This is a genomic window from Legionella worsleiensis, assembly GCF_001467535.1.
GTDB classification, from domain to species: domain Bacteria; phylum Pseudomonadota; class Gammaproteobacteria; order Legionellales; family Legionellaceae; genus Legionella; species Legionella worsleiensis.
Window position 1 is genome coordinate 101240 of the sequence record NZ_LNZC01000020.1, and the last position, 13900, is coordinate 115139.

Here is a 13900-nt window from a genome sequence, read left to right on the forward strand (position 1 = left end):
GATTAACTTTGAGGCAGAAGAGGATTTTTCTTACCAATCAAAATTTGGAACAACCTGTAGATATTGACGATTAATGCTGCCAAAATATGTCAGTATTAACTGATTTAAGGATTTATTGTTTGTCCAGAGCAGAACGTCTTCTTCAACTGATTCAAATACTCAGGCGATATCGCTATCCGGTTAGTGGAATACACCTGGCTGTAGAGCTGGGTGTCAGTCTTAGGACTCTTTATCGAGATATAGCCACTTTGCAGGCTCAGGGCGCCTCAATTGAAGGCGAAGCGGGCGTTGGTTATGTCCTGCGTCCGGGCTTTATGTTACCTCCTTTAATGTTTTCTGAAGAAGAAATTGAAGCATTAGTCCTTGGATCACGTTGGGTCGCTCAAAGAACCGATAAAAAATTAGGTCTTGCTGCAAGGAATGTTCTGGCTAAAATAGCGGCTGTTCTTCCTGAAGATCTCGGACAACAACTTGAGTTTTCAGGATTATTAATTGGGCCTGCTAAAACGCTAATAGAACGTGATGATGACAAGGAAGCGTTAATTCGCCATGCAATTCGGCATGAGCAACGGTTGCAAATGAACTATATTGATTTCAAAGGTGATGAATCAGAACGCATTATCTGGCCTTTAGCTCTTGGTTTTTTTGAAGAGGTACATGTTGTCGTTGCCTGGTGTGAGCTTAGAGCTGATTTTCGTCATTTCAGGACAGATAGAGTTGCTACATTAGTTCCATTAAATACTCGTTACCCCAAGCGTCGTAGAACGTTACTTAAACAATGGCGCAAAATGAATAACATTCCAGAGCAATAAACGCCTGTTCACTGCTGACAAAAACTGTCAGTCTCTAGTAGTAAACTGGGTTCGTTCAATCAATTAATTTATAGGAAAAAATATGATACTCGAACCTGATGTGATTGTGTTGTATGTGAATGATCTTGCAGTGACCAGCAAATTTTATTGCCAATTGCTTGGCATTACTCCTGATGAAACATCACCGACATTTCATAGCTTCACTTTGTCAAACGGGATGAGTTTTGCTTTAAAAGCAAAACATTCTGTTGTACCGCCAGTTCAAGAATATAGTGGTCATGGCGAATTGGCGTTTACTTTGGATAGTTATGAACGAGTAGATGCGTTATTTGCTCTTTGGGCGGCAAAAAAAATGACGATTATTGTTCCACCAACACAGTTGCCTTATGGCTATACTTTCGTAGCTCTTGACCCAGATGGTCATAGATTACGGGCTGTTTGTTTGGGAGAGTCCAAGTGAAAAACTGGATTAATGTGGTTTTAGTCGAGTATGTTTGTTTTGGTCGTGCACAAGGAGCAACCCAATGGTAAGTTCACCAGTCGTGAAACAGGTAGAGCGCTTTGACGTGACTGGTTTTAGCGTTAAAACGCAGAATAAAGATGAGTTTAATACAAACACAGCACAGTTACCCAATCTATGGCAGCAATTTTATGCCAGTGATCTGGGCTCCAATACTTGTGTTTATGGTGTTTATTCACATTATGATTCTGATGCCAGTGGTTTTTATCAGGTTACTGCAGGGGTTAAATCGTTCCATCCCGCTGCTGGGTTGAGTACGGTTACTGTGCAAGAGGGTTCTTATCTTGTTTTTCAGGGCTCAGGGCCTATACCTGCTGCAGTTGTTGATACCTGGAAAAAAATATGGGAATTTTTTGCAACTCATGCAGAGTTTCAGCGTAATTTCATTAGCGATTTTGAGTTGTACAGCGGTTTTAATCAAGTCGCTATTTATATAGGATTAAAATAATCGAGTCTGGGCAGGGTAAACGCATCTAAACGTATTATCTAAGACCAAGATGCCTGCGTTCTGCGCTTTATGCGCAGAATCCAGATCTTTGCCTGCACTAAGATCGCATGGATCCTGCGCATAAAGCACAGGACGTAGGCAAAAGGGTGGAGATTTATGTTCATAATTTAGATGCGTTTGCCCTGGAGTCTGGAGAATTGCGGTGACACGTGTTCAGGTAATGCCCCCAAATGCGTATTTACTGTCATGATTTCATTCATCCATGAAGCATATCAATCCGCATTCCGCCAATAATTTGGCCATGAATTTTTGCTGTTGGGTCGCATAATACTTCGCCATGACCGCCTTCAAAAAGAATATCTCCATGTACTTCTGTGTTTTTTTTGAGGCTTAGGCGCTGCACAGTGTTTTTAATGGGTATTTTTTTGAATATTATGCCCTGTGCTGTACTGTTTTCCAATTCAGCGCAGGCCGATAGAATTTCAGTTGTGTTTGAAAATGTGGTTGATGCGGCTTCAAGGCTTCCCCTAAATTTCGCTTCCCCATGAATTTGAGTATGATTAAGTGATGAAGCACCATTTACTGTGACATCGGAGAGGAATGCAGAATGATGAGCAGTTAACTGGCCATTAACGAGCATCTTTTTTTCTACACGAACTTTATTTCCCAATAGTGCCTGCCCATTGATGCAAAGCTCAATCCCTATTTCAGTATCTTGTGCCTTGTAGCTGCCGTTGATCACCTGCTCAAAATGATCGTTCTTTTCTTGCTGCAATAAGGGTTTTTTATTGAAGTATTCAGTAATTAGTTTAAACATAACGATCATCTCGGTTATTAAGTTATCAGTTCGCTTTTAAAAAGACGGCTTTAATCCGGGCGCTTTTTGTATGCTGCCAACTGCCTAAGAATAACCTTAAATTATAATCTACCTCAAGTTAATACAGGGGTTAGGCTAAACTGCTTTTTAGAACAAATAAATAAAAATCATTCGTCTTTACATGCAAAAAATGGCACTATTATCACCATTCAAGTTAAAGAATGGAGCCTGCCAAGTGACGATAAAACTGCTTGCACCAATCTATATATGCGCACAGCTAATCACAGGAGGAGTGTTTGCCATGGATATTGCGATTGTAACCGTAGAGCAGCCTGAATATTCCGAAGTATTAACCCGCAAGGCTGAAAAGGTAACATTTCCATTACAACCATCTGATAAGAAGCTTATTGCTGCGATGAAAACAAAAGTGGTTGAATTAGGCGGGGTAGGGCTGGCGGCACCGCAGGTCAATCAAGCAAAGCAAATCATTGTCGTTTATATTCCAGAAGAAGCCCGATTATTGCGAGATAATATTGAGGCCACCTATCCTGTGCATGTGATGATAAACCCAAGTTATGAACCTGTTGAATCAAAAGGTAAAACAGCAGACTATGAAGGGTGTTATTCCGTATCCTCCAAAGCAGGGAAGGTACCTCGATACCAGAGTATCAACGTTTCCTATGTTGATGAGCAGGGTCAGGAGTATCAAAAAACCGAAACTGGATTTTACGCCAGAGTATTACAACACGAGATAGACCATCTCAATGGTGTTTTAATTACAGACCGTTTAACTCCCAATTGCATTCAAGGAACACCGGAACAAATAAGCCTCATGCGCCGTAATGAATTATCTGAGGATAAAAAAGCGCTATTCGATGAGATCATGAAGAAAAAAATGAAAAAATAAATTGTCTTCCCATATAAAACAAAGCGAAATGCTGGATGCCTAAGGTGAGTCAATCAAAAAAATTTAATTGCTGACACCGTTTGCTTTTCTCATGTATTATTATCCGTTGTTTGAGGAAACGGTGGTTCAAATTTTATTTTGATATTTAAAACATCGAACACTTTGAGCAATGTGTTTAACCGCACCGATTCTTTCCCTTTTTCGATATCATAAATCACCGTCTAGCCGACACCCGCTAACTGAGCTAATTCCCGTTGCGATAAGCCACTGTGCTACGGTAATAATGAGCTAAATGAGCAATCTCGTGTTTGGACATGGAACACCATAAATTAATCATATAGTACTGTTATAGCAGTAAATTTGGGCGGGGCAGATGATTACATCATCCCTTAACTTACTGCACTGCTTCTGGCTTATCTATCTGAATCTGAAATAGCCAAATTGATGATGGATCACGCTGGTAAAGTGGTCATACCGTATGAGGCTCTAAATTCGACTAAAGTATTGCAACTTCTTCTAAGTTGTCTGTCAGTGGAGCAAAGGATTGAGGCACTTAGAGTTCGTGACATGTACGGAAATACCCTGCTGCATTTCGCTAGTATCAAGCCCGAATGTATTAAACTGCTTTTGGATGGTGTAAGCGGGGAACAACGAGTTGAATGTGTAACGGCTGGTAATCTTGGTAAAACTACTCCGTTGCATAACGCTGCGAACTATCCTGAATCTCTAAAGTTACTTCTTAACTGCCTGCTCGCTACAAAAATGATTGGTGCCATAGGGACACCAAATAATCATGGTCACACGGTAGTCTACTTGGCCAGAAACAACTCCGAATCATTGGGCGTAATTCGAGAGTGCTTGTCCGATACCGAAAGGGCTGATTTATTGATGGCTAAGGATGATCGTGGCAATACACTACTTCACCACTCCATAAAACCGGGCATTAAAAATCTGCCCCAATTGCTCAATTACCTTACTAAAGCAGAAAGAGCTCAGGTCGTGATGATCTCAAATAATCTCAACGAGAACTTACTGCATAGAGCTGCACCTAATTGCGAAACGCTAAACTTGCTTTTTGACTGCCTCTCGCTACCTGAAAAAGTTAAAGCCATTATGGCCCCTGACAAATACGGAAATACAGTATTGCACAAAGCCGCTAATAACCCCGCATCCCTGAAATTGCTTCTTGACAGTTTGCCTAAGAAAAATAGAGGCAACGCCGTGCTGGCAAGAAATGTGCGGGGAACAACAGTACTCTACAAAGCCGCAAAAAACCCTGCATCGCTCAAATTGCTTCTGGACTATTTACCCGAGACATCAAGAGCGGACGCAGTGATGATTAAAAAAAAGTCTGGCAATACTGTGTTTCATAAGGCTGCATGTAATCTTGACTCATTGCAATTGCTGATGGACTGTGTGCCGGTAGCAAAAAGGTGGGACGCTATCTGTTCACCAGGCGAGGATAACCATACTCCATTGCACTATGCTGTATCTTCATACAAATCCCTTAAATTTCTTCTCTATTGTTTGCCAAAGGAAAGAATAGTCAGTGCTATTTATTTACAGACTGTGACAGGTTTAACTGTTTTAGGTGCAGCCAGCGTGGGTCAACCCCTGTCTTTTCTTGAGAAGATTCTGTCTCAATTCATGTCCCGAACTACAGTCTCCGCAATGGTGCAATCTACATCTTCTTCAGGGAGCGTAGCATCTGCATCCTCTAGTTCTGTTTCGTTTTTTAGTCAGTCTTCGACAACACCAAATTTTGAAGGCTGTCAGGAAGAGAAAAGCATGTTAAAAAAGTGAATCCTGCATTTAAAGACAGTATGGACTCTTGCCAAAACAGCAAAGAGCAAGGCTTAGATTCTTGAACTTTGCTGTTTTTTTTAGTATTTGATGAATGCAAATGAAATTAGTGTTCTCTTTTTATACGATAGAGGACGTGACTCGATAGTCGGTGATTTAGTGGCAATTTAGGATGGGCAAAAGAGCCATTAATATCATGCATCATGCCAATTTTTTCCATAACTTTTCTTGAACGTAGGTTATCTGGTACGGTGAATGCAACTATTTCGTTGAGTTTAAGTTGTTTAAAACCATAATCAAGGCAAGCTAAAGCACCCTCTGTTGCATATCCATATCCCCAGTATTGCGAGCCTAAACGCCAACCAATTTCGACAGCGGGTGAGAAATGGGCTGGTTTGTCAAAATAATTAAGACCTATAAAACCAATGAGTTCACCCGTATTTTGTAATTCAACGGCCCATAACATGTAATGACGGGTTTCTAACTGGGCATTTTGATGTTGCATAAATTCATCAACTTGCTCTCCAGACATGCTTCCGGCTAAAAATTCCAGTACCTTTGCATCCTGATTTATTGCAAAAAATGGCTTGCTATCCTGTTCATGCCAGGGTCTTAATATTAACCGGGAGGTTGTGATCATACGCATTTTATTTATCTCCGGTAAAGTCGAAATTTTTCGATAGTTTTGGGGGCGGTTATAACAGGAAATTGAACATTGCGGCTTTTTTTCATTAGAGGAATAAAAGCGGTCTCATCCTGGAGAGATGGTTTACGAAGAACAATCATTGCAAATTCATAGGCTAAATTGTCAAGCCTGGAATTATATCATGGTTATAACAAGCGCATATTTGAACGGAGCTAAGCAATTAATGAAGCTACTCAATATTGGGATAATTTATCAGCACGTTGCAACATGATTTTGGTAAGTAGGTTAGCTATTGTATTTTTTTTGAATTTTGCTAATTAGATTCAGGGCTTCTTTACGTAGCAGGGCTCTGGATAAAAGAGCCTCATCTGTCCTTTGTGTAGCGTGACGAGTAATAGTCGTAATTCAGGTAAGAGGCTACTAAAAAACAGACGACATTGCTGCATTGAATAAAGGTTTTTTAACGGAAGGGCGTGTGACAAAAGAAGATTATTCTTGTTTTCAAAGCAGCCGTCATCATAAATAAAAGACATATCGCCATACATATCAGTATAGGTAGCCTGTATTAGACGAAGTCGTAATACAGGTGGTCAGATTGCCTGTCTAATCAAGTTGCTGTGAAAAAACAGGTGGCACAGAGTGAATAATCTCTGCGATATCGTACTATTAAAAACACTTCATGGGTTGATTGAGTGGAACAACAGTCTATTTAGGTATTGGTAGATTAGGGCAAGACACTAAATCACGAATATGTACATTATTGACTGCCTATTGGGGTGAGAAAAAAGGACGTAAAAATCCTAAACCACGCTTCTGCAAATGGTCTATTATTTCATTGGGATTGATAGACTGTTTTCCTCGGCTGCAAGCAGCCGGGCTACTTGTTGTGTATTCAAAGCTAGATGATTTAATTTTTGTCAATGACATTATGAGGCAGCTTTGCTGCCTCATTTAAAAAGCAAGAGGTAGTTTTAGGGGGTAAATGACCGGACGCAGCGCACCAAGTAGTTGCTGGCCTTGATGACGGTGCCCTGAAAGCCATTGATAAAGCTCTGTACATAGGCGTTGTTTGCAGTGGACTCTGTAGAGCTCCAGTAGAACGCAGGTTGACCGCTTATAGCCGCACTGTTAGTGTACAGGCAGTTGAGCTGACCTGTCGCAGTTAAATTATTTCCTGCCGGCAGGAACCAATCGTTATAACAGGTATTTCCTGCCTGACATGGGGTATTGCCTTGTGAGTCTACTTCATAATTATCACACAGTTGTGCTGCGTAAGGTACGCCGCCATTATTACCAACGACTGCAATAATAGCCGTTGTATTGCTTGCACCATCGACGTTGCTTTGAGCCCCGGCACCAACAAGCAGGTTAGCAGTCCCCCAATCAATCCCCAAGCTGTTATCATCAGCAGCTGCGATCAAATTATTCAATCCACCGTTTAAACAAGCAATCACGCCTCCAAAAGCAGGTTGGCCTACGGTGGTCGCTACATAAGTAAAGCCATTGACCAGTGTAGCGCCTCCTGCTGGAGTGTTAATGACAATATCTACCGCCCCTGCGGCATGAGCTGGTGTGACACCTGTTACTGTTGTTGAATTGACTACTTGAACACTTGTTGCTGGTACACCGCCAAAGTTGATGCCTGTAGTACCTGTTAACCCTGTTCCTGTTAAGATAAAGCCTGTTCCCCCGGATGTTGGGCCTGAAATGATATTAATACCTGTAAGCGTACTGCCTGATTGAATGGCAATGGCTGCGGTTAGTGCATTCGTATTGGTGCCCTGGATGGTGAAATTCGTTTGAGGCACCACCGTATTGCCTGGAGTGTACGTCAGAGTACAACTGCCCCCAGGCGGTACGATTGCACAGGTATTTCCTGTTTCTGTGACTTGTCCATCCAATGCCGTTCCGGTGAAACTGGAGGTAACATTCGTTGCTGCCACCTCAAGAGTTAAGTTAGTAATTGTGAGTTGTCCTGCTGATCCGTTTGCGGTTAATGTTAAAGGAGAACCGGTCAATGCAATCACAGCATCTGTTATTGGCGGAGCCTGAGTGATACGCAGGATATCGGCTCTACCTGGCCTATAGCATTGATTTTGGTTCGATTTTTGACAAACCACTGGCCCCCCGGTAATGGAACTGCTTAATTGGCTACCGTTTATCCGTAAAGACAGAACACAAGAGTTTTTATTTCTGAGTACAAAAGTATTGCCGCACACATTGAGTCCCGAGGTGATTTGTGTAATACCTCGAATAGGACGCATGCTTAAAGTATGTATTTTTTTTGATTGATTGGTGATTCGATATTGTACCGTGGCGGTGCCATTGGCAGGCACTGCAATCGTTGTGGCTGTGAGTGGTTCAAAAGTCCACAAGGGCTTGCCTGCGGAAGCGGTTGTCATTATTAACATGGAGATCAAAAACGAAAGTATTCTCATAAAAAAAATCAAATTGCAGTTTCTTAACATTGTTATTGTCCTTATGAAATGTAACTTAAGATGAACCCAATCCTATCGGTGAGGAACGCTATCCCGTTCATTTGTACTGCAATAGACCTGTATCGTTCTAAATTGAATGCGAATCGTCACAATTCAGTATATTTTTTTAATGACTTAAAATCAAAAAAACAGACAAAATCATAGGTTTAATTTTCTGACTTAAACAGGCGTTTCGTTGATTTACATCCCATGCATTATAACGTTTTGCTCCTTGGGCTCAGGGATGAGTTTTTTTGCCCTGTTAACCATGGCCGATTGTAATTTTTTTTATCACTAATATGATGCGCTTTTTTAGCTCAAAAAGGAGTTGTAGTGCCAAAATTTATATTTGTAACCGGAGCATCGGTTTGGAAAAATCAACTTTGTACGAGGTAGTGAAAAGCAAAACGGCAAGATCTGACCCCATTGACGTATCAGCTGCAGTTGTGCTTTATCAAGTTATTTGAATGCAAACCGAAAGTTATTTGTCATTGAGCTCTCTTTATCACGATTAATTTCAGGTACTCGAAGACTGTTGATTGATCGGAGTTGCTTCTTCGGTAATATTTTGTTCTGATATCGACTCTGGTTTGAAGAACAGTGTACTGCCTATAGACGGGAACGCAAATCTTAGCGCTTTGAAAGAACTCCAGGCAGGGGCATCGACCGGAGAAGGTATTAAATTATATTGGCTTAAGCGTATTTGTACCGATGAAATTGTTGTGGTTGTTTTTATCTCCCACAAAATACAATCAACTATGGGTTTACAGAATTGGTTGGCTGCGGCTTTACAATAAAAAGTGATAGCATCATGCGTGCGTTTTTCCCAGTATGTTTGTATATTTTCCTTTGCTTTGATAACGCCTGGAAAACGACCTTCGATAAGAAGACCCGCGACAAGATTTGAAAGTGGAGAATTCCATTTTTCCAAAATATTAACTAAAGATTCGAGCTTTTTTTCATCAACTATTATTTCGGGAATAATTTTTTTTAAAAATATTCGGTATTTCTCTGCTAAAATCAGCATGAAAAAAATATCATATAATTCCGCGGCTTCTCGTTTTGTTAAGTATTGATACCAGTCAGAAGGTATACTCTGGATTAGAGATACCAAGGCGGTGGCTTCCTTTTCCGGTAAACTTTTACATAAAACACTTAGTAACGATTTTTTACCTAGATCAAGGGGTAATGTCGTGCTATAGGGTTGGTCAATGGCTATTGAGGCTGCCAACAAAGCTACCTTCTCTAACAAATCTGATGACAGGGTCGTTTGTTGAATACGGTGGCGCAATGCTTTATTCCAGGTTGGCATATTAATTCTCGGTCACATCTAAATGCACGAAATTTTTGCATAATTGCATAAGTATTGGAAGTTTTATTTCTGATACTTTTAGATTTTTCATTACTTTTTCACAATACCATATGTATTGCCCAGTCCTGACCGGTGCAAAACCTGTACGCATAATCAAGGTCTGGCTATTGGGCATATGGCCTAGTGTGTAAGTCGGAGCTGTTTTGTGACAGTATTTCACATTACAAATAAACTTAAAAGCCTATAAAGCAGTCATTGTTAATGATATGAATCTTTCAGTTTAGAGCAACCAAACTTAAAAATTTACGAAAGATAGTTTTTTGCTTTAAAGTGCTGCAATTATGCTTAATAGTTCCAACTATTTTAGTGAAAAGAGAACAAAGTTGTCGCAAAACAGCTCCGACGTACACACTAGGCCAAATAAATGTAAAACTTACAGGAAACCCTTGTCAGTACCGAAGACGACCTCTTTTGTATATTAAAGGATGTCTTAAGAATCCAGGTCGATGTCAAGTCTCGAAAAATACGTGGAATCAGCATCTATAGCAATGTGTAATACAAAAAATGAATTTAATAAAATAGCGTGAAAAGGAAGTAGGGATGAGTGACCTTAAAATTAGATTTGCAACTAAAAATGATACCAATTTAATTCTTCAATTTATTAAAACCATTAGGGTCAGATCTTGCCTTTTGCCTCTATATCACATCATGCCTATTTCTACAGATCAAAGGCAAAAGAAAAGATCTGACCCCATATCCAGACCCCATATCCGGTGTTTCATTGGGATTGATAGACTGTTTCCCCGGCTGCAAGCAGCCGGGCTACTTGCTGTTTCCTAAATCGTTTAGTGGAATCCAAGTTTATTATTTGAAGTTAATCAATATCTGGTTATCCTTTGATATAGAGAACTCTGGTATTAATTTAATTGTTGGAGTAATATTGCGCACTGGGCAATTAAAGAGCAAAAACTTATTAATCTCGAACATAAATAAGCTATATATTCATAAATAAAGGCTTCATAAATCGTTCCGCCATAACTCATTGATTAATAAAAACCTAAAGAATCGAGTAACTGAAAGTAACATCTTTTAGGATGTAGTCATAACCATTAGGGTCAGATCTTGCCTTTTGCCTCTATATCACATCATGCTTATTTCTACAGATCAAAGGCAAAAGGCAAGATCTGACCCCATTGATATTCAATATAATTTCAACACCAATATTGTCCTCACATGCGTCATGGGTCTGGATTTATAATGGGGGGCATGCCATTATCCAAGATCTTGAAAGTAGCTAGCTTATGGATATTTTGTTTGTAAATGCTATGAGCAATTATTAAGTACTCTTATAAATGGACAAAAAAGAAAAAAGTGCTGTATTTTTATCATTAAAATTCGCGGATAGAGAAATAGATTTTCATAGTCCAGAAGAACTTCAAAAATTCAACCAAAGTGAAAATCAAGCTTGGTCATGGTTAAGTGCGGCCGTACAAAAAGATAATAACTTGGGTCCGATAGCGAATGTCTATAATAATTTTTGGAACGCCCTTAGTGAATTTATTGGAGGTTACAATCGAGTAAAGGATAATGAAGATCAAATTGCGAATCTTAAAAATCAGCTAAACAACAAAACAAAAACCGCAATAACTCAAAATTACATTTTATATGATAGTCCTGATGGACGATTTGTTAATCAATGTAAAGATACCCATGATGTTCAAGTAGCAGGCTATTGTTTGGCATTTCTTATGAAAGCTAAAATTACTTTCAATTCAAGTACTTCATTAGAAGGTTGTTATTGGGCTATCCAATACATGCATGGTAACACGAAAACCGTTGCAGCTATTCAGAAAAGTCTTGAGTTAACCAAAAGAGACTGGGAAGCAAAATTTTCCTACCAATATGGTGAGGCCAAGAACAATAATGACGAAATCAGTCAGCAAATAGAGCTTTTGAAATCTCAGTATGAAGAGTTGGTGGTGAAAACTAATGGACAGTTGGAAAAACAAGAAGCAGATTTCAAGTCCAAAATTCAAGAGTCTGAAGAAAAGCTTAATGATATTGCGCATACTTATGATAACAAATTAGCACTACAATCCTCAGTAAACTATTGGACAGGTAAAAAGGATAGTCATAAAAATATAATGATATGGGTTGGGATTGGAACACTTGCTCTTGCGTGTCTAACAGGTGGTGGATTTGTTTGGGCTGCTTATGAATTGTTACAAGAAACAATTGCTCAAGTCCCGCTTTGGAAACTTGGTTTTATGCTTGCAATATCCTCTTTTGGAGTCTGGTTAACTCGCCTTTCAGCAAAAATATTCATCTCTAATCTACATTTATGGACGGATAGCTCCGAACGTGTAACGATGATTCAAACATACTTGGCTCTTTTGCGAGAAGGAAGTGGCCCTAAAGATGATGAGCGTCAACTAATTCTACAAACTTTATTTAGACCAAGTGCTACAGGTTTTGTGTATGAAGAAGGTCCAACAGGATTTCATGAAATACTTGCTCAAAAACTTATAAAATAGATGTTAAAAGCTCATACTTTCGTAATAAAAAGATTATAAATTATTTTTTTTTATCTGTGAAACCCCACCAATGTCCCCTCATACCCATTGATATTCTAGGGCTACTTGCTGGCCCCGTTAGTTTTTCCTCTAAGTCAAACTTAAAAATCGTTATAAAAAGACTGGGCACTTAATTTGCATGATTTTTGAAATGAATAACTAAATCGAGATGTATATGAATAAGATGATATTAATTTTAATATGTAACTTTATCTTTATAATGACTGGTTATTCTGCGGAGCAAAAAAAAATATCTTCAATAATTAATTATCCCATACTGATTGAATCAGCAATTAAAATTGCAAATCAATCTTTAACGAATTATCAAATTGATGCAAAGAATGAGGATAATAAAAAAAATAAAACTGATTGGTGGATGGTCGGAGTAACATTTTTCCTTGGTTGTGGTCAAATTGGATTATTTTGGTGGCAATTAAGGCTTATTCGAGACAGCCTTGACGATACTAAAATTACAGCACTAGCTGCTAAAGAAACTGCTGATGCTGCACGGAACCAAGCAGAAGTGGCTCAAAAAGGATTTTTTGCTTCTCACCGGCCTTGGATACCAGCAAATGTTCTAATTGGTGGCCCACTTGAATATGATATTAATGGGATGAATATTAACTTGATGTTTAATCTAACCAATATCGGACATTCACCTGCCATAAATACGTGGGTTCATTTTAAAGCAGTTGTACCAGCTATTGGGATTGACGCAAATTTTGATCCTAGGAAAATTCAAGAGCAAATATTGGAAGAAGCTAGAAGTAAACCAAATGATTTTCTCGGGCATGTTGTTTTTCCGGGTCAAACAACATCCCAATATATTTCAACGACTGTTAGTAATGAAGAACTTCAAAGAATTACAAATAAGACTACACTTGTTCACATCGTCATCATTGGCTGTATAGATTATGGTTCCACATTTGAGGAGGGTCATCATCAAACAGGTTTTATTTTAGAACTTCGAAGAAGTGACCGCCCTCGAGAAGAAGTTCAGAGACAGAACCGAAATCCCTCAGCAATTTTCATTGATGATGGTAATATTCCAATGGAAGACCTTCGTCTTTTCAAACATGTTATCAATGGATTTACTGCAAGCTAAAGATATAAAATAATAATTTCACCATTAATTTTTCTGTTATAGCACTTTGAGGTGGTCAAGAAAGGAATATTCGTTCTTAGCCGATTATTAATACTTGAAATAAACGCTGAAATTGCAGCAATGAACGCTGAGATAGATGCTATAGTTGTATTGGTAAGAAAAATAAATCTTTCATTCTTTAATTCTGCAAGTACTGAAGACAAATAACTGTAGTGAACACAATGTTTTTCTTTTTGCGTAAATGTTACAAAGAGTGTTACTAAGCTACCATCTGAATTTTTATATTTGTATTTCTCTGCTAAATAATAATGAAGACGTCCAAATATTATTTCTGGGTTACTTTTTAGTTTTTGGGATATCTTGTGTATATCTATTGGAATGAGATTTTTAGATTCATGCGTATTCCGGAGGACTTGATCACTAATTCCGTTAGGCATTTGATCACCGATTCCGGAGTATTTGATCACTTCAACGCCTCAC

The 13900-nt window shown here is 39.0% G+C and carries 12 protein-coding genes and 1 pseudogene; 7 read left to right on the plus strand and 6 right to left on the minus strand.

The window, feature by feature from the left end:
- Window positions 1–119: 119 nt before the first annotated feature.
- From Lwor_RS08620 to Lwor_RS08630, 3 genes are all read left to right on the plus strand, one after another.
- Window positions 120–812 carry a helix-turn-helix transcriptional regulator gene (locus Lwor_RS08620; protein WP_058493482.1) on the plus strand — a complete coding sequence of 231 codons (693 nt, stop codon included), beginning with the start codon at window positions 120–122 and terminating at the stop codon, window positions 810–812.
- 82 nt (window positions 813–894) lie between these two features.
- Window positions 895–1272 carry a VOC family protein gene (locus Lwor_RS08625; protein WP_058493483.1) on the plus strand — a complete coding sequence of 126 codons (378 nt, stop codon included), beginning with the start codon at window positions 895–897 and terminating at the stop codon, window positions 1270–1272.
- A 64-nt stretch (window positions 1273–1336) separates the two neighbouring features.
- Window positions 1337–1780 carry a GyrI-like domain-containing protein gene (locus Lwor_RS08630; RefSeq protein WP_058493484.1) on the plus strand — a complete coding sequence of 148 codons (444 nt, stop codon included), beginning with the start codon at window positions 1337–1339 and terminating at the stop codon, window positions 1778–1780.
- A 256-nt stretch (window positions 1781–2036) separates the two neighbouring features.
- Here Lwor_RS08630 and Lwor_RS08635 read toward each other — a convergent pair whose 3' ends face one another.
- On the minus strand, window positions 2037–2597 hold the full coding sequence (locus Lwor_RS08635) for a hypothetical protein (protein WP_058493485.1): 561 nt from the start codon (window positions 2595–2597) through the stop codon (window positions 2037–2039).
- 301 nt (window positions 2598–2898) lie between these two features.
- Between Lwor_RS08635 and def the strand changes: the two genes are divergently transcribed.
- On the plus strand, window positions 2899–3504 hold the full coding sequence (def, locus tag Lwor_RS08640; protein WP_058493499.1) for a peptide deformylase: 606 nt from the start codon (window positions 2899–2901) through the stop codon (window positions 3502–3504).
- Between the two features lie 89 nt (window positions 3505–3593).
- Here def and Lwor_RS14255 read toward each other — a convergent pair.
- A pseudogene (locus tag Lwor_RS14255) lies at window positions 3594–3820 on the minus strand (helix-turn-helix transcriptional regulator).
- A gap of 128 nt (window positions 3821–3948) precedes the next feature.
- On the opposite strand from Lwor_RS14255, the gene Lwor_RS08645 reads away from it, so the two are divergent.
- Complete coding sequence (locus Lwor_RS08645) at window positions 3949–5307, plus strand: ankyrin repeat domain-containing protein (RefSeq protein ID WP_083501600.1); 1359 nt, start codon at window positions 3949–3951, stop codon at window positions 5305–5307.
- Between the two features lie 106 nt (window positions 5308–5413).
- Here Lwor_RS08645 and Lwor_RS08650 read toward each other — a convergent pair whose 3' ends face one another.
- The 3 genes from Lwor_RS08650 to Lwor_RS08660 form a co-directional block, all read right to left on the minus strand.
- Window positions 5414–5953: a GNAT family N-acetyltransferase gene (locus Lwor_RS08650; protein ID WP_058493487.1), complete on the minus strand. Its 540-nt coding sequence runs from the start codon at window positions 5951–5953 to the stop codon at window positions 5414–5416.
- 971 nt (window positions 5954–6924) lie between these two features.
- The gene (locus Lwor_RS08655; protein ID WP_238584642.1) at window positions 6925–8355 is read right to left on the minus strand and encodes an IPT/TIG domain-containing protein; all 1431 of its coding nucleotides are present in this window, start codon (window positions 8353–8355) and stop codon (window positions 6925–6927) included.
- A gap of 592 nt (window positions 8356–8947) precedes the next feature.
- Window positions 8948–9742 (minus strand): hypothetical protein, encoded by a 795-nt coding sequence (locus tag Lwor_RS08660; RefSeq protein WP_058493488.1) that lies wholly within the window; start codon window positions 9740–9742, stop codon window positions 8948–8950.
- A gap of 1352 nt (window positions 9743–11094) precedes the next feature.
- On the opposite strand from Lwor_RS08660, the gene Lwor_RS08670 reads away from it, so the two are divergent.
- On the plus strand, window positions 11095–12276 hold the full coding sequence (locus Lwor_RS08670) for a DUF6161 domain-containing protein (protein WP_058493490.1): 1182 nt from the start codon (window positions 11095–11097) through the stop codon (window positions 12274–12276).
- A gap of 214 nt (window positions 12277–12490) precedes the next feature.
- Entirely contained in the window at window positions 12491–13420 is a 930-nt protein-coding gene (locus tag Lwor_RS08675) for a hypothetical protein (protein ID WP_058493491.1), read from the plus strand.
- On the opposite strand, the gene Lwor_RS08680 is transcribed toward Lwor_RS08675, so the two are convergent.
- Window positions 13417–13857: a hypothetical protein gene (locus tag Lwor_RS08680; RefSeq protein WP_147279867.1), complete on the minus strand. Its 441-nt coding sequence runs from the start codon at window positions 13855–13857 to the stop codon at window positions 13417–13419. The two genes, Lwor_RS08675 and Lwor_RS08680, sit on opposite strands and share 4 nt — an antisense overlap.
- Window positions 13858–13900: the final 43 nt, after the last annotated feature.

Excerpts from the sequence above, each read along its gene's own strand:
- Lwor_RS08635 (WP_058493485.1), bottom strand. The coding sequence starts at position 2,597 with ATGTTTAAACTAATTACTGAATACTTCAATAAAAAACCCTTATTGCAG.
- Lwor_RS08660 (WP_058493488.1), bottom strand. The coding sequence starts at position 9,742 with ATGCCAACCTGGAATAAAGCATTGCGCCACCGTATTCAACAAACGACC.
- Lwor_RS08680 (WP_147279867.1), bottom strand. The coding sequence starts at position 13,857 with ATGCCTAACGGAATTAGTGATCAAGTCCTCCGGAATACGCATGAATCT.
- Lwor_RS08670 (WP_058493490.1), top strand. The coding sequence starts at position 11,095 with ATGGACAAAAAAGAAAAAAGTGCTGTATTTTTATCATTAAAATTCGCG.
- Lwor_RS08630 (WP_058493484.1), top strand. The coding sequence starts at position 1,337 with ATGGTAAGTTCACCAGTCGTGAAACAGGTAGAGCGCTTTGACGTGACT.
- Lwor_RS08645 (WP_083501600.1), top strand. The coding sequence starts at position 3,949 with ATGATGGATCACGCTGGTAAAGTGGTCATACCGTATGAGGCTCTAAAT.
- Lwor_RS08675 (WP_058493491.1), top strand. The coding sequence starts at position 12,491 with ATGAATAAGATGATATTAATTTTAATATGTAACTTTATCTTTATAATG.
- Lwor_RS08650 (WP_058493487.1), bottom strand. The coding sequence starts at position 5,953 with ATGCGTATGATCACAACCTCCCGGTTAATATTAAGACCCTGGCATGAA.
- Lwor_RS08655 (WP_238584642.1), bottom strand. The coding sequence starts at position 8,355 with ATGACAACCGCTTCCGCAGGCAAGCCCTTGTGGACTTTTGAACCACTC.
- Lwor_RS08625 (WP_058493483.1), top strand. The coding sequence starts at position 895 with ATGATACTCGAACCTGATGTGATTGTGTTGTATGTGAATGATCTTGCA.
- def (WP_058493499.1), top strand. The coding sequence starts at position 2,899 with ATGGATATTGCGATTGTAACCGTAGAGCAGCCTGAATATTCCGAAGTA.